The following is a 20,235-nucleotide window of genomic DNA, read 5'->3' on the forward strand; positions in this document are numbered from 1 at the left end:
GTCGTTTGCGCTGGTGGATGCCAACGGATCAGCGGTGCGAGATGCCCCACATGCTGAACAGATATTTGCGAATCGCGAACAGAAACAGCAGGGCGGGAACCACCAGAATGAGGCCACCGGCGTACTTGATCTCGGTGGGAGACTCCGAAAGGCTCTGCACCAGGAAGGCGGTCAGGGTGCGGTTCTCGACCGTCAGGATGGCGGCGGCGAATACCTCGTTCCAGGAAATGACGAAGGCGAACACGGCGGACGCCGCGATGCCCGGCGTTGCCAGCGGCAGCACCACCTTGCGAAACGCCTGCCAGCGGGTACAGCCCATCAGCCAGGCGGCCTCCTCGAGTTCTTCGGGAATCCCCATGAACAGGCTCGAGGTGATCAACACGGCAAAGGGCAGCGCCAGGGTGGCGTGCACCAGTGACAGTCCGAGCAGCGAGTCGTCGATGCCGACACGGATGAACACCACTGCCAGCGGCAGGGCGAGCAGCGGCATCGGGAAGGCGCGTGACATCACGATGATCAGGCGATAGGCGTTCATCCCGGGAAACACGAAGCGGGCCAGGGCGTAGCCCGCCGGCGTGCCCAGACAGATGGCGATGACCATGGTGAAGGCCGCTGCCAGCAGCGAATTGAGCAGCGCGCTGGCGACCCCCTGGTAGTGCCAGAAGAAGCTCAAGGTCTCGAGGCTTACCTCCGGTGTCAGGGACTTGGGCCAGCCGTTGATCTGCTCGGCGCTGCTGACGCTGTTGATCACCAGTAGGGCGATGGGCACCAGCACCCACAGCATCAGCACGGCGGCCACGGTCCAGAACATCCATTGCCGTGCCTTGCGGCGTTGGTCCCGATTGAGCAGACGCTGGGGTTGCTCCGGGGCCTCGAGGGCGCCGGCTTGAGAGGGAGAGGTGCTCATCCGCGGGCCTCCTTGGGAACGCTGAGTAGCTTGAGGTAGACCAGGGTGGCGGCCACCGAGATCAGCATGATGATGACGGCGTAGGCGGAGGCCGCGCCGGTCTGCTGGTAGAGGAACTGCCAGTCGAAGGTTTCGCTCATCAACACCGGCAGATCCGATCCGCCGAGCATCATCACCACGGCGAACACCTCGACCGCCAGCAGGGTCCGCAGGATCAGCGCCGATTGCAGGCTGGGACGCAGCATCGGCAGGGTGATCTTCCACAGCCGCTGCCAGTAGGAGGCGCCGAAGATCTGGCCGGCCTCGTCGTATTCCTTGGGAATAAGGCCGATGCCGGAGACCAGGATGATCAGCATGATGGCGGTGCCACGCCAGATCTCGGCGATCACCACGGCGATAAACAGGGCGAACGGATTCTGGTAGGTCAGCCAGGCGATGGGGGCGTCGATCAGGCCGATGGCCTGGAGCAGGGAATTGAAGAAGCCGAACTGTTCCAGGATGGCCAGCCAGATGATGCCGGCGGCCAGGTCCGAAATGCCCAGAGGAATGGTCCAGATGTACAGCGCGCCGCTGCGGCCACGATTCATGCGTGTGACCATCAGCGCCATGGCGATGGCCATGACCAGCTGGACCGGAATGACGATGGCGCCCAGCAGCAGGGTGTTATTGAGAGACGGAAGAAAGTTGAAGTCGTGAAAGATCACGCTGAAATTGCCAAGCCCGATCGCGCCGTCCTTTTCGGTGAAGGCTTCGGCAAATATCTGAACGAAGGGATAGAGAAACAGTGCCGCCATGAACAGCATGCTCGGCGCAATCAGGTAGTAGGGTAGCAGTCGGCCTCGGCGCATTTTCTGCCTCCTTGGGGGATGTTTGTCGTTGTCGTCTGTCGTTGTGGTCTGTCGCAGTGATAGAGAGCGTTCAGCTCACCGGGCAGGGGCCCTGGCTCGGAGCATCCGGCGGCCAGCAGGGAGTGCGGGATTCGTTGATCAGTGTCTCCAGGCGTGAAGCGAGGATATCCAGGGTGGTCTCGATGTCATCCTCGCGCAGGATGATCTGGCGAAAGGCGTCGCGGTAGACCTTGTTGAACAGACCCGCATTGCCGCCAAGTCCGGTGGGCAGCAGCGACAGCACTGCGTCGTCGGCGCTGGATTGGCGGGCAACGGCGGCACCGGCGATGCGAATGCTCGGTGCCAGGTCATCGGGCAACGACGCCTCGACCACCGGGAAGAAGTTGGTGGCGCGCAGGGTGCGGACCTGGGTGTCTGGATCCAGCAGGTAGCGGATCAGCTGTCGTGAGGCCTCGGCGTCGCCGGCGTTGTCGGGAATGGCGAGCCCAGCGATGACCGGCATGTAGCCCCGGCCCATGGGCCCAGCCGGCGCCGGGAAGGCGACGAAGTCATCGGGACGTTTGTTGAAGGCATCCTGAAGACGGGCTTGGTGATCGAAGGCGACCCAGACCTCCTCGTTGAGTAGTGGTTCCTGCATAAAACCGTAAGCCGTTGAGCGCGGATTGGTCACCGCCCAGATGTCGGCGAAGGTGCGCCACATCTCGGCGGCCTCGTCGCTGCGAAACTCGGTGACCACTGACGCGGTGAAGGACGGATACAGGTAGCCCTGGAGGAAGCGATGGATCAGTCCTTTTCTACCCGCCGGGAAGCCGAGCTTGGGGCTGCCGGTGGCGTCTTCGAGGGCTTCTCCCCAGGCCAGCAGTTCGGCGTAGGTCAGCGCATTGAGATCGGCACCTTCCGGCAGGTATTCGAGCGCCTTGCGATTGGCGGCCATCAGATAGGTGGCCTGCATCCAGGGAACATAGCGGGTGGTATCGCCGCCCAACCGCGCGAGCTCACGGTAGCGCTGGCTGACGCCGGCCCTTGCCAGCTCGTCTTCGAAGTCACCCATTGGCGCCAGGAGGCCTTGCGGTAGAGAGCTCAGTTCACCGTGCAGGGCGCCCAGCACGTCCAGTGAGCCCTCGACGCTGCCACCTTCGGCCTCGAGCCGGGAAATGAAGGTGCCGGTCTCCTGAGGCAGGTAGTTCACCTCGAGGCGATAGTCGGCGAGCACGTCGTCGCGCATCTTCTGGGCCTCTTCCAGCGGTCGTGCCTGGGTACTGAAGAAGGTCAGATCGGCGGCGGACGCACCACCAGAGGAGGCGCAAAGGGTTACCAGTAGTGCGGCGAGCAGGCGCCGCGACGCTGGGGATGTCGCTGTTGTTATGTTCATCCAGGGCTCCTTGGCAGAGCGGTTGGGGGCCTTTTCAGGCCACGCCGGTGGTGTCCCCTTGGCGCAGGTGATAGCGAAAATGGCGCTGGAAGGGGGGCTCGGTCGGGTCGGCGAGCAGGCCGTCGATCAGGGCGTGACTGATAGCCTCGAAGTCGACGTCCAGGGTGGTCAGTCGAGGAAAGTTGCCGGTGGGCGGCGGCAGGGCGTCAGCCCCGATGACGTCGAGATCCTTGCCCGGGCGAAGCCCCAGTTCCGTGGCGGCCTGCAACACGGCGTAGGCAAAGGTGTCACTGGCGCAGAGGAGGGCGCTGGGGCGGTGTGTGGTGGCAAGCACCTCATGGGCGTGACGATAGGCTGACTGGGGGCCGTGGGGGCAATGGGTCACCTGGGGTGACAGTCCGTGATCGGCCATGGCGCTCAGGTAGCCTCGTTCGCGTTGTACCGCAGTGGTCAACCGACTTTCGAAGTTCAACAGTTCGATGCGCCGGTGGCCGAGTTCGATCAGGTAGCGGCAGGCCTCATCGAAGCCTGCCTCGGCGTCGACATCGACCCAGGCATGCTCATCCGATCTGGTGGTGCGGCCATGGGTGATGAAGGGCACGCCGGTGTCGAGCAGATAGTCCACCCGGGGATCCTGGTGAAGGGTGCGGGCGAGCACGAAGGCATCCACTCGGCCCCCTTCGATAAAGCGTCGGTAGGTGGCAAGTTCGTCGTGACCTGCAGGGACCGGCGTCACCACCAGGTCATGCTGCGGTGCCCGGTCATGCAGCGCCTGGCCCAGAGCCAGCAGCAGGCGGGTGTTGAACTGATCACGAAAGTCGCCGTAGGCGCTGTTCATGATGAACCCGACCGTAGAGCCGGTTCCGGTCTTGAGCCGGCGGGCGCTGTGATTAGGCCGATAGCCGACGTTTCTTGCATGGACCTCGACCCGCTGTCGCGTGGCCGCGCTGACGTCGTCGAAGCCACCTAATGCCCTGGACACGGTGGTGACCGACAGGCCGAGTTCACGGGCGAGGTCCTTCAGAGTCGGTGCAGGCATGCTGGTCTCACCAGGAAAGCGAAGAATTTGATGTTCCGAAACGTTTCGGCCGTCAGAAATTGAAGATCCGAAACGTTTCGGAATGCAGTGTGGGCAACGCTGTACAAGGCCGCAATGGGCGCTAGACCAAAGTATTGGAGGGCACGTCGCCCAGAGGAGGGCGGGACAAGAACGGTGATGACGAGAAAAAACAGACACTAACCAAGGTATCTGGCGGCACGGTCATGGGGAGAGCAGGACCGGGCTTGCCGGTTTAGGCATAGTGCGAATGGCCGGCAGGGTCGGAAGATGGAAGGCGTTGCCAGGGGGCGTTGGCCTAGCTGGCATCGCGACAGAGGTACCCTGACACCGGTCACCCGTGGCGATCGGCGGGAGCCAGTTGACTAGAGCTTCCCCGATGGCGATCAGACGGTGGCGCCAAAGGCCGCTGTGCCTGGGTCAGGGACAGCTTTCCCCGATCAGCAGTCGCGTTCCCAATAGGCGGTTCTCGGCGGGTTCCAGACCCAGCACCATGCGCGCGGCGACGCGCCCCTTCTCGATGCTGTCCTGGCGCACGGTGGTCAGTCGTGGGGCTCGGTACTGGCCTTCTTCGATACCGTCGAAGCCGGTCAGGCGCAGGTCCTCGGGGACGCGGATGCCACGCTGTTCGGCCAGGGTCAGGACGGTCAGGGCGATGCGGTCGGACATGCACAAAAGCAGATCCGGGCGCTGTTCTGCCGGCAGGTCGAGGATCTTCTCGATCACCGGGGCGCAGACCGCGTGGGTGTTCTCGTCGATGTTCCACACCGGGACGCCGGTGGGGTCGATGTCGTGTTCGTCCAGGGCGCGGTGGAAACCGTCCAGGCGCGAGCGGGTGATGGTGCGATGGGCATCGAGGCAGCGATGCTCGGCACTCACCGGGCCATTATAGGATTCATCGATCAAGCGCAGGCTGAGGATGCCGACCCGGCGTGGACGTTTTTTCAGTGCGTGGCAGGCGATGGCGTAGCAGGCCGGTTCGTTGTCGATATGGACGGTGGGGCGGGCATCGATATGGAAATCCACCCCGACCAGTGGACGCTGGGCCGGCAGCTCGTTGATCAGCCGATCCCCGGGCATCAGACCATAGACGACAAAGCCGTCGGCCATGCTGGCGGAGCCCGGGTGACAGAGTGCGTCGGCGTGACGGGGAGATTCGGGCTGACGTCCCGACAGCAGCAGCAGGGTGTGCCCGTGGGCGTCGAGCACCTCGGTGATGCCGGTCAGAAGCTCGCTTGAAACCGCGTCGTTGAGGCTGTAGGTCAGGGTCTCTGCCAGCACTACCGCGACGATGCGGGACTGCCCGGTGCGTAGGCTGCGGGCCCTGGCGTCGGGGCCGCGGTAGCCCAGGCGTCGGGCCTCCTCGAGGATGTGCTCGCGCAGGGCGCGAGACAACTGATCGGGGCGATTGAAGGCGTTGGAGACGGTGGCCGTAGAGACCCCAAGTCGCTGGGCCAGATTCTTCAGGGTGATGGGGCGGTCCTCAGGATTCACCACGGGCTTGTCTTCCTTGCTGCGTGCACTCGACAGCATAAAGCGCTGGGCCACCAGGCGTCACGGCTTGGCAGCACAACCGGGCATCTTATTCCAGCATCACAGCGCTACCGAAAAGCGCTGAATGAGTGGTTGTCGTGATCCGGCATCATAGGGCGACCATAAAGCGCTGAATGAGTGGTTGTCGTGACCCGGCATCATAGGGCGACCATAAAGCGCTGAATGAGTGGTTGTTGCGACCCGGCATCATAGGGCGACCAGAAACAAAATGAGTGGTGGTGACAGCAGCGACAGGATAAAGCCGCTGACCACGGCTATGGGCACGCAGCGCACGCCACCGTGCTGCTGGATCACCGGCAGGGTGAAGTCCATCGAGGTGGCACCGCCATAACCGATCGCCAGGGGTGCGTAGCGTCGCATGACCAGCGGAATCAGCACGAAGGCCAGCAGTTCCCGGGTCAGGTCGTTGAAGAAGGCGACGCCGCCCAGCGCCGGCCCCAGATGTTCGCCGATCAGAATGCCGGACAGCGAGTACCAGCCGAAGCCCGAGGCCATGGCCAGGCCCTCGTTCCAGGCGAGCCCGAGCATCGGTGCTGCGGCGAGTCCACCGACCAGCGAGCTTGCCGCCAGGGTCATGGCGATGAACAGGCCATGACGATTGAGCAGGATCTGTTTGAGCGGCATGCCGGAGTTGCGCAGCTGGCAGCCGATCAGCGTCAGCAGTACGTAGAGCACCCATTCTGCCAGGTGTTCCGCCAGCTCGAAGGGCGTCGTCCCCCAGCGTCCCACCAGCATCAGCCCGATGACCAGCCCTGCGATCACCACCCCGACCAGTGACAACGAACCCGCCATGGCCGCCAGCTTGCTGGTCGGGGCGCCGTCGATCACGCGTTTTTCGCCAAGGTCCAGGCGCAGTCGACGCGACAGCCACCACAGGGCGGCCAGGTTGAAGGCCGAGATGACCACGAACAGCAACAGCGCCTGGCCGCCCATGCGCGACAGCTGAGTGCCCAGGTCGGGCAGGCCCGCCAGGCTCACCCCCATCAACAGCAGGATCAGGTAGATCGATGCGCTGACGCCGCGATTGATCCAGGCCATGACGCTTGCGCGGCGTACCGGTACCAGATAGCCCAGCACCAGCGGCAGCAGCACGATCAACAGACCGGTGAACATGAACGAACTTCCTTGCTCGATGGAGGCGGTGCGTGTCGGTCAGGCACCGCATCGATGAGTTGCTGCGCTCGTGAGCCCGTCCGTCGAGGATGAGCAGGACAAATCGGTGGTCAACGGCGCGACCAAAAGCGCAATACTCTATGCAAGTTTCACAAGGGAGAAAAGACGACCAAAGCGTCAGTGGTCGGCAAGATCGGCGCCATACCCCGGACGTCGACAAGGCATCCTGGCAACGAGCCGTCGGCCTCGGCGGGGCGGAAGGCCGGATGGTGGTGAGGCAGGGCGGCTGAACAAGCCCCTGACCAAGCGCGCAAAAAGGCGCCCGAGGAAGGGAGAGACGGAGCAGCTTCAGTTGTTGGAAGTGGTCAAGGAGGTCAGGCTCAGCCGACTGACCCGCTCGCCGCGTTTGATGTAGTCCACCCCCAGCAGCAGGCCGGGCAGGTCCGGGTGGAAGGCCACGACCATGTGGCGGTCGTCCTTGCCGGGCTCGACCAGGCGGACCCGCAGGGCGTCCACCATGCGCCCGTTCACGTCGATGGCGGCGGTGGGCAGAGGGCTTGCGACCAGTGTCTCGATGTCGCCCTTGTGATCGAGATAGTGAATCTCGCAGCCGCTGGCGCAGCGCTCTCGCTGGACGCTACGTGACAGATCCACCAGTGCGGTCTGACGGTCGGGGTGACGCAGTAGCTGACGGTTGTCCAGTCGGTAGCTCTTGCCGATGCCCAGCAGACGATAGCCACTGGAATAGCCCAGCGCACGCAAGCCGTCGCCGTTCTCGGCGAAGCGCGCGGTTTCCTGACCTTCGGCGATGGCCACCTGGGCGCGCATGTCGCTGCGCCAGTGATCGCCTTCGCGGTACACCCGATGATGCACGGTGGCATCGGGCCAGCCGTCCACCGACAGGTGGTAGCGGGCATCGAAGCTGGCCATCGATGCGGCTTGTGCTGCAAACGGCAGCAAGAACAGTAGCCATAGCAGCCCCGCCGCGAGGCGCGGGCGAAGAGACGGCGAGCGGTAGGCGATGGAGTTGCTGGGCATAGTAGCGTCCGCTGCTTGAGTGGCATATGGAAACGAGCTGTCACCTTGGGAGGCCGGTGCGGCCTGAAGGTTCCCCGGCGGGCTGGCAGAAGCGCGGTCCAGTGGTTACGCTGCATTACAGCATGGTCGCCATCATGACCCTGCGCCGCCCCTCAATGACCAAGGAGTTTGCCACATGGCACGTTTGCTGCTGCTCGCGGGAGATTTTGTCGAGGACTACGAAATCATGGTGCCCTTCCAGGCGCTGCAGGCCATGGGGCATCGTGTCGATGCGGTGTGCCCCGACAAGAAGGAAGGCGACAAGGTCAAGACCGCCATCCATGACTTCGAGGGCGACCAGACCTACACCGAAAAGGCCGGGCATCTGTTCGCGCTCAACGAGACCTTCGCCGACATCACTCTGGCCGACTACGACGCCCTGGTCATCCCCGGTGGGCGAGCGCCGGAGTACCTGCGCCTGGACGAGCGCGTGCTGGAAGTGGTGCGCCACTTCGTCGACAGCGAGAAGCCGGTGGCCGCTGTCTGCCACGGCGCCCAGCTTCTGGCGGCGGCGGTGTCACTGTCAGGACATCGTATCTCGGCCTATCCCGCCTGCGCCCCCGAGGTACGCCTGGCGGGTGGCGAATTCGTCGACATCGAAGTCACCGACGCCATCACCTGCGGCAAGTTCGTGACCGCGCCGGCCTGGCCCGCGCACCCGGAGTGGCTGCGCCAGCTCAACGAATTGCTGTAGGCCCGCCAGTCCGGCCTCTTCTGGCCTGGGTACAGGCCCAGGCCAGGAGCGAGGCCAGCCCCCTGGAAACCTGGCCGCTGGGCTCTTGGTAGAAAGCCACTTGACGACGACTAGACGACTGGTCTAGTGTCTTGGGCATGACAACCAAGGCTCCCACACGTGACCTGTTGATACAGGTCGGCATGAACACCTTTGCCGAGCACGGCTATACGGCGACGGGCATCAATACGGTGCTCAAGGCTGCTGGCGTGCCCAAGGGTTCCTTCTACCACTATTTCTCCAGCAAGGAGGCCTTCGGCCTTGCCGTGGTCGAGGTGTTCGCCGAAGACTACGACGAGCGCTTCCAGGCGCTGCTGGTGAATTCCCGCGACGCCCCCGTTGCGCGCCTGCGCCACTATTTTGAAGACGTGCGCCAGGCGATGGCCGAGTGCGGCCACACCCGGGGTTGCCTGATCGGTACCCTGGGCCAGGAAATGTCTTCCCAGAGCGATTGCCTGCGCGATGCCCTGGACGCCATCTTCAAGCGCTGGGAAGGCTACTTCACCAGCTGCCTCAAGGAAGGCCAGGCCGACGGCAGCGTGCGTGACGACATCACTCCCCAGGCCATGGCGGCCTTTATTCTGGCGGGCTGGCAGGGGGCGCTGCTGCGCTCCAAGATGGCCAGAACCTGTGAGCCACTGACCGAATTCGAGAATACGTTACTGGCCTGCATCAAACGCTAACGCGTCGAGGTGAAGGCGTGGCAGGGTGGGTCCTCGATTCCCCTGCCGTTTTCTTGGCCCTAAGTAATAATAGACTGGTCTATAAAACACTCTGTTTTTGTACAAAACTGCTTGATATGTGATGCATGGGTTGTACGGTAAGGGCTGAACATTCGCTAAAACGTTAGTCGAACACCTTGGGCAGCGGTTGGCGACGAGCCAACGAAGCGCCAGCCACCGTTCAGCCGTGCATCCTCGCTGAGGCCGCAGCGCCTCGTGGTATCAGCTTCACGACAGGAGATTTCCATGAGCGAGCAAGATCCCCTCTTTACCCCGCAGGTCCTCGGTGACATCACCCTGCCTAATCGAGTGCTGATGTCGCCGCTGACCCGTTCTCGCGCGGCCCAACCGGGGGACGTGCCCCAGGCGATGAATGTCGAGTACTACCGTCAGCGGGCCGGCGCGGGCCTGATCCTGAGCGAGGCCACCCAGATCTCGCCCCAGGGCAAGGGTTACGCCTTTACCCCGGGCATCCATAGCCAGGAGCAGATCGCTGGCTGGCGCCGTGTCACCGACGCCGTGCATGACGCCGGCGGTCGTATGCACGCCCAGCTATGGCACGTGGGAAGAATCTCGCATCCGGAGCTGCAGCCCGGTGGAGCCGACCCGGTGGCGCCCTCGGCGATCAAGCCTGAAGGCGCCAAGACCTTCATCAGCGCCGAGTCCGGCATGGTCGAAGTGCCGACCCCGCGTGCGCTCGACACCGACGAGCTTCCAGGCATCGTCGAGCAGTACCGCCAGGCGGCGATCAACGCCCGCGAAGCCGGTTTCGATGGCGTCGAGGTGCACGCCGCCAACGGCTACCTGCTCGATCAGTTCATCAAGTCCGACAGCAACGCGCGCACCGATGCCTACGGTGGCAGCCTGGAAAACCGCCTGCGACTGCCTCTCGAAGTGGTGCGTGCGGTGGTCGACGTCTGGGGCAAGGGCCGTGTCGGGGTACGCATCAGCCCGACCGGCAGCTTCAACGATGTCCACGACCAGAAGCCCGAGGAGACCTTCCCGGCCTTCGCCGCCGCGCTCGACGAGATCGGCATCGCCTACCTCGAGGTCGTGGAGGATTCCTTCCAGGGCAACCACGAGAACGGTCGCCCCGAATCGATCATCAGCGCCATCCGTGAGCGCTTCAGCGGTGTCTATATCGCCAATGGCGCCTACACCGCGGAGGAAGCACGCGAGCGCATCGCCGCCGGCAAGACCGATCTGGTGACCTTCGGGCGCCCCTTCATCGCCAATCCGGACCTGCCGGAGCGCTTCCGTCGCGGAGCAGAGCTCAATGAGCCGGACTACGACACCTTCTACGGCGGCGATGAAAAAGGCTATACCGACTACCCGTTTCTCGAAGATCGCTAGCGCGTGAAGATCGCTGGCGCGATGACATCTTTTCTCGATGACCGCCAAGCGTTTCGCCGTCTTGCCAACGTCATCGATCTGGAACATTTCAAGGGGCCTTGGAGGCCCGACAGGAGGACAGCATGGACGTGAACAACCTGAATACCGACGGTATCAAGGACAAGGTCGTGATCATCACCGGTGCCAGCAGTGGGCTGGGTGAGGCCACCGCCAAGCGCCTGGCCAAGGGTGGCGCCCGCCTGGTGCTGGGCGCACGTCGCGAGGACCGCCTCAAGGCACTGTGCGACGACATCAAGGCAGACGGTGGCCAGGCCGTCTACCGTGTCACCGACGTGACCAGCCGTGAGCAGGTCGAGGCCCTGGCCAAGCTCGCCCGCGACGAATTCGGGCGTATCGACGTGCTGGTCAACAACGCCGGGCTGATGCCGCTTTCGCCGTTGGACAAGCTCAAGGTCGACGAGTGGGAGCAGATGGTCGACGTCAACATCAAGGGCGTGCTCTACGGTATCGCCGCGGTGCTGCCGACCATGCGCGAACAGCACGAAGGCCACGTGATCAACCTGTCTTCGGTCGCCGGGCATGTGGTGTTCCCCGCCGCCTCGGTCTATTGCGCGACCAAGTTCGCGGTCAAGGCGCTGACGGAGGGCCTGCGTCAGGAATCGAATGGCGAGATTCGCGCGACCAATATCTCTCCTGGCGCGATCGACACCGAATTGACCCGGACGATCAGCGATGATGAGACCGCCGAGGGGGTCAACGAGCTCTACACCCTGGCCATCGATGCCGATGCAGTGGCGCGGGCGATCGCCTTTGCGGTAGAGCAGCCGGGGGACGTCGACGTCAACGAACTGATCCTGCGGCCCACTCGTCAGGAGCTGTAAGGACTGGCGTTCGACTGGCGTCGCCGTCCCGGGAGACGCCAGTCCGGCCGCGGCGCAATACGCCAGGTCGCTCCAAGGTGCTTCGTCTGACGCTATTTTTCGCTAGGCTTGTGTATCTTTACTGCATCAATGAGCCCGGCGGTGCCGGGTGGTGCCCCACTCAACGAGAAGGAACATCATGAGCAACGATGCCGAGTATCAGCCGCCGAAGGTGTGGAAGTGGGAAGGTGAGAGTGGCGGCCATTTCGCCAGCATCAACCGTCCCATCGCCGGTGCGACCCACGACAAGGCGCTGCCGGTGGGCAAGCATCCGCTACAGCTCTACTCCCTGGCCACGCCCAACGGGGTCAAGGTCAATATCCTGCTCGAGGAACTGCTGGCGCAGGGCCACGATCAGGCCGAGTACGACGCCTGGCTGATCCGTATCGGCGAGGGCGACCAGTTCTCCAGCGGCTTCGTCGAGATCAACCCCAACTCCAAGATTCCGGCCCTGGTGGACCACACCACCACGCCGCCGACCCGGGTCTTCGAGTCGGGTTCGATCCTGCTCTATCTGGCCGAGAAGTTCGGCGCCTTCCTGCCGACCGAGCACAAGGCGCGTACCGAAGCGATGAGCTGGCTGTTCTGGCAGATGGGCTCGGCCCCCTACCTGGGCGGTGGTTTCGGCCACTTCTACGCCTACGCGCCGGAAAAGTACGAGTACCCGATCAACCGCTTCGCCATGGAGGCCAAGCGCCAGCTCGACGTGCTCGACCGGCATCTGGCCGAGCACGAGTACCTGGCCGGTGACGAGTACAGCATCGCCGACATGGCGACCTTCGCCTGGTACGGCCAGCTCGCCCTGGGGCGTCTGTACGACGCGGCGGAGTTCCTGTCCGTGCACGAGTACGAGCACGTCCAGCGCTGGGCCAAGGCCATCGATGCTCGCTCGGCGGTACAGCGTGGACGCATGGTCAACCGCACCTTCGGTGAGCCCGAAGAGCAGCTCCACGAGCGTCACGACGCCAGCGATTTCGAACTGCGTACCCAGGACAAGATCGGCGACGACGCTTGATCCTTTGAACGACAATCTGTCGTTTCAGCACCGACAAGGGCGCCTCCGAGGAGGCGCCCTTTTTTTGTGAATCAATCTGGGGCTTGATCCGGGTCGGGCCTGGAACGCGAGACGATTGCCGCCTCGTTCCTTACCGGCCCTCGCTGGCACTTGCCGGCTCCTGGGTCAGTAGCCCGCGTCGGGGTCGACGGTCTCGATGTCCTCGCCCTTGTCCAGGGCGTCGAGGCTTGCGGCGACCTGATCGAGCGCTTCGCTCAAGGGTGTCGGTCCTGCCATGTGAGGGGTGACGATGACCCGCGGGTGGCGCCACAGCGGGCTGGATTCCGGCAGCGGCTCTGTCGGGAAGGCATCGAGCAGCGCGCCCCGGAGGCGACCTTCCTGGCGCTGGTTCTTGTCGCCCAGCGCTGCGAGCAGGGCGTCCTCGTCGATCAGGGTGCCGCGCCCGGGGTTGATCAGGCTGGCCCCCTCGCGCATCTTGCCGAGTGTCTCGGCGTTGATGATATGGCGGGTCGAGGAGGTATCGGGCAGCAGCAGCACCAAGGTCTTCACCCGCGACAGGAGCCGGTCGAGCCCTTCGTCACCGCTCAGACATTCGATGCCGTCGATATCCTTGTGCGAGCGACTCCAGCCGAGCACCGGGAAGCCATCGGCGGCGATGGCCCGGGCCACCTTGGCGCCGATGGCGCCGAGGCCGAGCACGCCCACCGGCCAGTCCGGCTTGTCGATCACCTCGTGCTCACGCCACTCGCACTGCTGCTGCTGGCGGGCGTAGCGGTCGAAGTCGCGCTGGAAGTGGAAAAGACCGTAACGCACGTAATCGGCGATCAGCTCGGCCATGCCGGCGTCACGCAACTTGACGATGGGAACGTCGCGAGGCAGGGCCGGGTTGCCGAGCAGGGCGTCGACGCCGGCCCCCAGGTTGACGATGCCCTTGAGTCCGGTGCACTCCCGCAGCAGCGTCTCGTCTGGCTTCCAGGCCGCCAGAAAGTCCGCCTGGGCGCGCTGTTCGCGGTCGGCCTCCTGACTCTTCCAGATGGTGGCCTGGGGCAGCCGCTCGCTTAGCGCCTGCTGCCACTGGCCGGCCTGGTCGGTGTGTACGATCACCTTCATGACAATTCCGCTCCGGTCGAATGAATGGGGTTCAGTAGACAATCTGCATCATGGGCGGCGGAGCGTCATCCAGCAGGCTGGCAAGGCGCTTGAGGCCGTCCTCGAGACGTTCGATCTCGGGCTCCGCGCCGAGGCTCAGGCGCACTCGGCGTGGCGCCGGACTCTGTTCGACCATGAAGGGGGTCGCTGTGGTGATGGCCACCCCTTCCTGTTCGGCCAGCTGCTGGAGTTCCTCGGCCCGCCAGCTACCCGGCAGCGACAGCCAGACGTGCAGGCTGGTGGGGCGGGAGGCCCTGCCATGGCTGTGCAGGATGCGTGCGGCGAGCTGCTGGCGCTCTGCCAGCAGTTCGCGTTGCTGCTGAGCCATGCGCTCGATGGTGCCGTCCTCCAGCCATAGATTGGCGACCTCGAAGCATAGCGGTGTGGCCATCCAGGAGGTCGCCCGCAGGCGGGGCAGGGTGTGGTGCAGCTGACTGCGTGGCACCGTCAGATAGCCGGCGCGAAGCCCGGGCAGGGTGGCCTTGGTCAGACTGGTGACGTGGAACGCATGGGAAGGGATGCGCGCGCTGATCGGCATCAGCGGCTCGGGCTCGAGCAGGGTGTGGACGTCATCCTCGATCAGCCACACCCCGTGGCGCTCCAGAATGGCGGCGATCTCGTCGCGGCGCCTCTCGTCCAGGGTGGCCCCGGTGGGATTGAGCTGGCACGAGGTCAGGCACACGGCGCGCGGTTTGAAGCGATGACAGGCGGCGTCGAGGGCGTCGGGTACGATGCCCTGGCTATCGATGGTGACGCCACGCAGCTGGAAGCCCAGGGTGCGAGACAGGGCGATCAGGCCATGGTCGGTCAGTGCCTCGGTCAGGACCAGGTCGCCGTGCTGTACCACGCTGGAAATCGCCAGCATGATGCCGTGGGCGCCACCGTTGGTCAGGATGCGGTCGTCCGCTTCACCGGGCATGCCCAGGCGCTCGTTCAGCCACCAGCTGGCGCGTTCGCGCTGATGGGGCAGGCCGGCGATCGGCCGGCAGGCGGTGAAGACGTCGGGATGTGCGCTGTCGGCCAGCGTTCTCAGGGCATCGCGAAAGTGCTGGTCATGGCTTGGGGGACAGACCGGATGGGCGATCGACAGGTCGATCACCGCCTGTTCGGTTCGCGGCTCGCCGGCCCTCAGGTAGGCGGATTCGCGGTTGTCATCGAGGGCGTTGATCCAGGTGCCGCTGCCGACCCTGGCCTGCACCAGGCCCATCTTTTCTGCCTGTGAATAGGCCCGTGACACCGTCTGGACGCTGACGCCTATGTGCTCCGCCAACTGTCGATGGGGCGGCAGCCGGGTGCCTGGCGTAAGCTCACCGGAACGGATCGCGCGAGAAAGTGCCCGCGCAATCGCAAGATACTTGGGTTGGCTATCGTCCAGATATGGCAGCAGGTCAATTGTCATGATCCAATAAAGCCTTTGACCGGTAGCTTATTCGTAGTGCTAGTATCAGCAAGACGGCATTGATCAGTCATTGTCATGACGTTGTTAAGAGCTTCTCATGACAATTGTGACCTGTCAGCACGCTACAGGGGATGCAATGTCGCTTCAAGGGCGCGCCGGACTCCAATGAGTCCGGTTTTTCGGTGATGACACTGTGTGGCGAGTGGTTTCATGATTCAGGTATCCCTGCCGTTCACTCGTGAGGAATACGCTCAGCGCCTGCGAAAGGTGCGTGCCGAGATGGCCATGCGAGGCATCGATGTGCTGATTGTCAGCGATCCCTCCAATATGGCCTGGCTGACCGGCTATGACGGCTGGTCGTTCTATGTCCATCAGTGCGTACTGGTGGGGCTCGAAGGCGAGCCCGTGTGGTACGGACGACGTCAGGACAGCAATGGTGCCCTGCGTACCTGCTGGATGGACCCTGACAATATCACCTACTACCCCGACTACTATGTCCAGAATCCCGAGATGCATCCGATGGAGTATCTGGCACAGTCGATCATGCCGGATCGCGGCTGGTGCGAAGGGGTCGTGGGCATGGAGATGGACAACTACTACTTCTCCGCCAAGGCCTACCAGAGCCTGATCAAGGAGATGCCCCACGCGCGCTTCCAGGATGCCAACGCGCTGGTCAACTGGTGCCGGGCGATCAAGTCACCGCGTGAAATCGAGTACATGCGCATCGCCGCGCGTATCGTCGAGGGCATGCACTCGCGCATCCTCGAGATGATCGAGCCGGGCCTTGCCAAGTCCAAGCTGGTCTCCGAGATCTATCGGGTCGGCATCGAGGGCTGGACCGACAGCGAAGGGCGCGTCTACGGTGGCGACTATCCCGCCATCGTGCCGCTGCTGCCCACCGGCAGCGACGCAGCTGCCCCCCACCTGACCTGGGACGACACGCCGTTTCGCGAAGGCGAGGGCACCTTCTTCGAGATCGCCGGCTGCTACAAGCGCTACCACTGCCCGTTGTCGCGCACGGTGTTTCTCGGCAAGCCGCCGCGGGATTTCGTGCGTGGCGAGTCGGCACTGCTCGAAGGCATCGAGAAAGGCCTGGCCGTGGCCAAGCCGGGCAACCGGACCGCGGACATCGCCCTGGCGCTCGGCGCGGCCATGGACAAGTACGGCTTCGACCGAGGCGGTGCGCGCTGTGGTTATCCCATCGGCATCAGCTACCCGCCGGACTGGGGCGAGCGCACCATGAGTCTGCGTCCGTCTGACGAGACCATCCTGCAACCGGGCATGACCTTCCACTTCATGCCCGGGATGTGGATGGACGACTGGGGGCTCGAGATCACCGAGAGCATCCTGATCACCGAAAATGGCGCCGAGCCGCTGGCGGAGTTTCCGCGACAGCTGTTCGTCAAGTAGGCCGGGGTTAGCTGAGCAGGGCTTGTCGATCAGGCCCTGTTGACTAGCCCTGTTGATTAGCCCCATGTGATCGGCCCTGTTGATTAGCCTTCTGTGATCGGCCCGGTGTGATCGGTCCTCGGTGACCGACGTTGCCCATCACCACTACAATCAAACCTGACCGTTGTCCCTGTTTCTGGAGTCACCATGAGCAAGCGCAAGAGCCCCATCTCCGCCACCGTCGACTTCGACGCCCAGGGTGTGCAGCACGGCTTTCTGAAACTGCCCATTTCCAACGACGAGTCCGCCTGGGGCGCGGTGATGATCCCGGTGACCGTGATCGCCAACGGCGAAGGCCCCACCGCCCTGCTGACCGGTGGCAATCACGGCGACGAGTACGAGGGCATCACCGCGCTGCAAAAGCTCTCGACCTCGCTCAAGGCCGAAGACGTCAAGGGACGGGTGATCATCGTACCGATGATGAACACCCCGGCGGCCCAGGTCGGCCGTCGCACCTCGCCGATGGACGGTGGCAACCTGAACCGCAGCTTCCCCGGTGACCCGGACGGCAGCGTGACCGAGAAGATCGCCGACTACTTCACCCGGGAGATGGTGCCCATGGCCGACGTGGTGCTGGACCTGCACTCCGGCGGCCGCACCCTGGACATCATTCCCTTCGGTGCCTCCCACGTGCTCGACAACCCCGAACAGCAGCGTCAGGCGCTGGAAGGGGCCAAGGCCTTCGGCGCGCCCTATGCGATGATGATGTTCGAGCTGGACGCCGCGGCGCTGTTCGATACCGTGGTGGAGAACCAGGGCAAGATCTTCATCGCCACCGAACTCGGGGGCGGCGGCACCTCCACGCCGGAGAGCCTGGCCATCACCGAGCGCGGCATCGACAATGTGCTGATCCATTTCGGGCTCAAGGACGGCGAGGTGGCCATGCCCGAGACCCAGGTCTATCTCGATATGCCGGATGCCAGCTGCTATGTGCAAAGCGAGCACACCGGGCTGCTGGAGTTGACCCACGCCCTCGGCGACAGTATTGCCAAGGGCGACGTGATCGCCCGGGTCTACGACATGACCCGCAGCGGCGCCGAGCCGATCGAGTACCGTGCCGAGCGTGATGGTATCCTGGCGGCTCGACGCTTCCCCGCCCAGGTGAACATGGGCGACACCATCGCCGTCATCGCCGAGGTGGTCGAGACCCTGGGCGACTGAACGGGCCAGGGCTCGGGATACCGTCTTGCCCGAGCCCGCCCGCCGTTTCTCGTCATCAGCGCCCCGCCGAGAGCCTCTCGCGGGGCGGTCCCGTTCAACCACACAAGCCCGGCCATGAAACTCGACCGCTACGACCTCAAGATCCTCTCCATCCTGTCCCGCGACGGCCGCATCACCAAGTCCCGCCTGGCCGAGGCCATCAACCTGTCGGTGAGCCCCTGCTGGGAGCGCGTCCGCCGCCTCGAGAAGGCCGGCATCATCGAAGGCTACTGCGCCCGGATCAACGCAAGCGCCCTGGTCCGGCGTACCCCGGTGTGGGTTCAGATCGAACTCAAGGCCCACAATGCCGAGAGCTTCCAGCGTTTCGAGTCGCTGGTGCATGCCACCGACGCGGTCACCGAGTGTGTGGCGGTCGGCGGGGGAGTCGACTACCTGATCAAGGTCGAGTCCGAGACCATCGACGCCTACCAGCGCTTGATCGACGACTGGCTGACCTCGGATGTCGGCATCGAGCGTTACTTCACCTATATCGTCACCAAGACGGTCAAGGCTCCTCGCGAGGGAGTCGATATCGACGAGCTGGCCAACGGGGCGCTCTGAGTGTCACCGGCACAGGCCCGGAAGTTCCTGTCGGCTTGCAGGTTTTTGCTAAAACAGGCGTTGCAGAAAAAACCGCGTTTTCGCGGGCCTGGACAAAAAAAACGCCATCGACAGACGGGCGCTTCAAAAAGTCCGACCCTGGCTTCTCCCTTACCATGACGGCAGTACATGGCGCTGGCCATGACGTCGTTTTCGTGTTCCGCACCCCTGACCTTGCGGCGGGACACACATGGGGAGGTAGTGTCATGAAACTCAGCGATCCGCGCCTGTTTCGTCAGTACGCCTACATCGGCGGCAAGTGGACCCACGGTGACGAAGGCCGCGAGGAAGCGGTGGTCAACCCCGCCAATGGCGAGGTGATCGGCCATATCCCGCTGCTCGAGCCCGAGCAGATCCGCGCTAGTGTCGACGTCGCCGACGAGGCCTTTGCCCAGTGGCGGGCCCTGCGCGCCGACGAGCGTTGCGAGCGGCTGCTGGCCTGGTACGACCTGCTGCAGGCTCATCGCGAGGATCTGGCCACCATCATGACGCTGGAGCAGGGCAAGCCGATGCCCGACGCCCGTGGCGAGGTCGAGTACGGCGCCAGCTTCGTGCGCTGGTTCGCCGAGGAAGGCAAGCGTACCTACGGCGAGACCATCCCCAGCCACATCCCCAATGCGGCGCTGGGCACCATCAAGGAGCCGGTGGGTATTGCGCTTCTGATCACGCCGTGGAACTTCCCGCTGGCGATGATCACCCGCAAGGCTGCCGCCGCCATGGCCGCCGGCTGTCCGGTGATCGTCAAGCCGGCCAACGAGACCCCGTTCTCGGCGCTGGCGCTGGCGGAGCTGGCCGAGCGTGCCGGTATTCCGGCGGGCATCTTCAATGTGGTGCTGGGCGACGCCGCCCAGGTGTCCTCGCTTTTGTGTGCCGAGGATCGCGTCAAGGCGGTATCCTTCACCGGCTCGACCCGGGTCGGCCGCCTGCTGCTCGAACAGTCGGCGCCCACGGTCAAGCGTGTGTCCATGGAGCTTGGCGGCAATGCGCCCTTTATCATCGGCCCCGACATGGACCCCAAGGAAGCGGCCCTGGCCGCGGTGGCGGCCAAGTTCCAGACCGCCGGTCAGGACTGCCTGGCGGCCAACCGCATCCTGGTCCACGAGTCGATCCACGACGCCTTTATCGAGCATTTCACCGAGCGCATGGCCGCGCTGACCGTGGGCAACGGCATGGAAAGTGAAGTCGATCTCGGCCCGCTGATCCACTGCCGGGCGGTGGAAAATGCCCGCGCCACGGTGGATGACGCCCTGTCGAAGGGTGCCACCCTGGTGGCCGGGGACCAGTCCCAGGCGCCGGGCGAGAACTTCTTCATGCCGGTGCTGCTGACCGGGGTGACCCAGGACATGCAGGTGTGGCGTCAGGAGTGCTTCGCGCCGGTGGCCGGTGTCACCGCCTATCGCGATGACGACGAGGTGATCGCCCTGGCCAACGACACCGAGTATGGTCTTGCCGCCTACGTCTACACCCACGATATCCGCCGCATCTGGAAGCTGTTGCGGGCGCTGGAGTTCGGCATGGTATCGGTCAACTCGGTGAAGATGACCGGCCCGCCGGTGCCCTTCGGCGGCGTCAAGCAGTCCGGCCTTGGCCGCGAAGGCGGCGCGACCGGCATCGACGAGTATCTGGAAACCAAGTACTACTGCCTCGGCGCCCTGGGCTCCGTCTCCGGCAGCTGATGCCCTGAGCGGCAGTGATCGCCGGCCCGACAGCGGGCCGGCCACCTTTCGATGAACAGATGACGCCGCCCTCCCGGCGAGGGCGGTCCAA

At 64.2% G+C, this 20,235-nt stretch carries 18 protein-coding genes; 9 read left to right on the plus strand and 9 right to left on the minus strand.

All coding sequences use genetic code 11. The features are described from left to right. Nucleotides 1-28: 28 nt before the first annotated feature. The 7 genes from RBB39_RS00260 to RBB39_RS00290 all read right to left on the minus strand — a co-directional run bounded on the left by RBB39_RS00260 (nt 29) and on the right by RBB39_RS00290 (nt 7,889). A complete protein-coding gene (locus RBB39_RS00260; protein WP_083970546.1) occupies nt 29-907 on the minus strand; it encodes a carbohydrate ABC transporter permease in 879 nt (292 codons plus the stop codon). Next, nucleotides 904-1,755, minus strand: a complete 852-nt coding sequence (locus RBB39_RS00265; RefSeq protein ID WP_045994062.1) for a carbohydrate ABC transporter permease — start codon at nt 1,753-1,755, stop codon at nt 904-906. Before RBB39_RS00265 ends, RBB39_RS00260 begins: the two co-directional genes overlap by 4 nt. Nucleotides 1,756-1,825: 70 nt before the next feature. Then, entirely contained in the window at nt 1,826-3,127 is a 1,302-nt protein-coding gene (locus RBB39_RS00270; protein WP_045994061.1) for an ABC transporter substrate-binding protein, read from the minus strand. A gap of 34 nt (nt 3,128-3,161) precedes the next feature. After that, nucleotides 3,162-4,166: a LacI family DNA-binding transcriptional regulator gene (locus RBB39_RS00275; protein WP_052704463.1), complete on the minus strand. Its 1,005-nt coding sequence runs from the start codon at nt 4,164-4,166 to the stop codon at nt 3,162-3,164. 438 nt (nt 4,167-4,604) lie between these two features. Beyond that, entirely contained in the window at nt 4,605-5,732 is a 1,128-nt protein-coding gene (locus tag RBB39_RS00280; RefSeq protein ID WP_239452587.1) for a LacI family DNA-binding transcriptional regulator, read from the minus strand. Nucleotides 5,733-5,924: 192 nt separating this feature from the next. Further along, complete coding sequence (locus tag RBB39_RS00285) at nt 5,925-6,851, minus strand: lysine exporter LysO family protein (RefSeq protein ID WP_045992039.1); 927 nt, start codon at nt 6,849-6,851, stop codon at nt 5,925-5,927. 348 nt (nt 6,852-7,199) lie between these two features. Further along, nucleotides 7,200-7,889 carry a hypothetical protein gene (locus RBB39_RS00290; protein WP_045992038.1) on the minus strand — a complete coding sequence of 230 codons (690 nt, stop codon included), beginning with the start codon at nt 7,887-7,889 and terminating at the stop codon, nt 7,200-7,202. Nucleotides 7,890-8,064: 175 nt separating this feature from the next. Here RBB39_RS00290 and RBB39_RS00295 point away from each other — a divergent pair, with 175 nt between their 5' ends. The 5 genes from RBB39_RS00295 to yghU all read left to right on the plus strand — a co-directional run bounded on the left by RBB39_RS00295 (nt 8,065) and on the right by yghU (nt 12,671). Beyond that, the gene (locus tag RBB39_RS00295) at nt 8,065-8,622 is read left to right on the plus strand and encodes a DJ-1/PfpI family protein (protein WP_045992037.1); all 558 of its coding nucleotides are present in this window, start codon (nt 8,065-8,067) and stop codon (nt 8,620-8,622) included. Nucleotides 8,623-8,759: 137 nt separating this feature from the next. Continuing rightward, complete coding sequence (locus RBB39_RS00300) at nt 8,760-9,344, plus strand: TetR/AcrR family transcriptional regulator (RefSeq protein WP_045992036.1); 585 nt, start codon at nt 8,760-8,762, stop codon at nt 9,342-9,344. 285 nt (nt 9,345-9,629) lie between these two features. Beyond that, nucleotides 9,630-10,736: an alkene reductase gene (locus tag RBB39_RS00305; RefSeq protein ID WP_045992035.1), complete on the plus strand. Its 1,107-nt coding sequence runs from the start codon at nt 9,630-9,632 to the stop codon at nt 10,734-10,736. A gap of 122 nt (nt 10,737-10,858) precedes the next feature. Then, entirely contained in the window at nt 10,859-11,617 is a 759-nt protein-coding gene (locus RBB39_RS00310) for an SDR family oxidoreductase (protein ID WP_045992034.1), read from the plus strand. Nucleotides 11,618-11,795: 178 nt separating this feature from the next. Then, nucleotides 11,796-12,671 (plus strand): glutathione-dependent disulfide-bond oxidoreductase, encoded by an 876-nt coding sequence (gene yghU / locus RBB39_RS00315; RefSeq protein ID WP_045992033.1) that lies wholly within the window; start codon nt 11,796-11,798, stop codon nt 12,669-12,671. 165 nt (nt 12,672-12,836) lie between these two features. On the opposite strand, the gene RBB39_RS00320 is transcribed toward yghU, so the two are convergent. Next, the gene (locus RBB39_RS00320) at nt 12,837-13,781 is read right to left on the minus strand and encodes a glyoxylate/hydroxypyruvate reductase A (protein WP_045992032.1); all 945 of its coding nucleotides are present in this window, start codon (nt 13,779-13,781) and stop codon (nt 12,837-12,839) included. Between the two features lie 31 nt (nt 13,782-13,812). Continuing rightward, nucleotides 13,813-15,219 (minus strand): PLP-dependent aminotransferase family protein, encoded by a 1,407-nt coding sequence (locus RBB39_RS00325; protein ID WP_045992031.1) that lies wholly within the window; start codon nt 15,217-15,219, stop codon nt 13,813-13,815. 210 nt (nt 15,220-15,429) lie between these two features. Between RBB39_RS00325 and doeA the strand changes: the two genes are divergently transcribed. From doeA to RBB39_RS00345, 4 genes are all read left to right on the plus strand, one after another. Next, entirely contained in the window at nt 15,430-16,629 is a 1,200-nt protein-coding gene (gene doeA, locus RBB39_RS00330; RefSeq protein WP_045992030.1) for an ectoine hydrolase DoeA, read from the plus strand. A gap of 186 nt (nt 16,630-16,815) precedes the next feature. Beyond that, a complete protein-coding gene (gene doeB / locus RBB39_RS00335; RefSeq protein WP_108132473.1) occupies nt 16,816-17,829 on the plus strand; it encodes a N(2)-acetyl-L-2,4-diaminobutanoate deacetylase DoeB in 1,014 nt (337 codons plus the stop codon). Nucleotides 17,830-17,943: 114 nt separating this feature from the next. Further along, entirely contained in the window at nt 17,944-18,429 is a 486-nt protein-coding gene (locus tag RBB39_RS00340) for an Lrp/AsnC family transcriptional regulator (protein WP_045992028.1), read from the plus strand. 245 nt (nt 18,430-18,674) lie between these two features. Continuing rightward, nucleotides 18,675-20,144 (plus strand): NAD-dependent succinate-semialdehyde dehydrogenase, encoded by a 1,470-nt coding sequence (locus tag RBB39_RS00345; RefSeq protein ID WP_306168558.1) that lies wholly within the window; start codon nt 18,675-18,677, stop codon nt 20,142-20,144. The last annotated feature ends 91 nt before the right edge of the window (nt 20,145-20,235 follow it).

This window comes from Halomonas sp. MMSF_3323 (assembly GCF_030733595.1).
Classification (GTDB): Bacteria; Pseudomonadota; Gammaproteobacteria; order Pseudomonadales; family Halomonadaceae; genus Halomonas; species Halomonas litopenaei.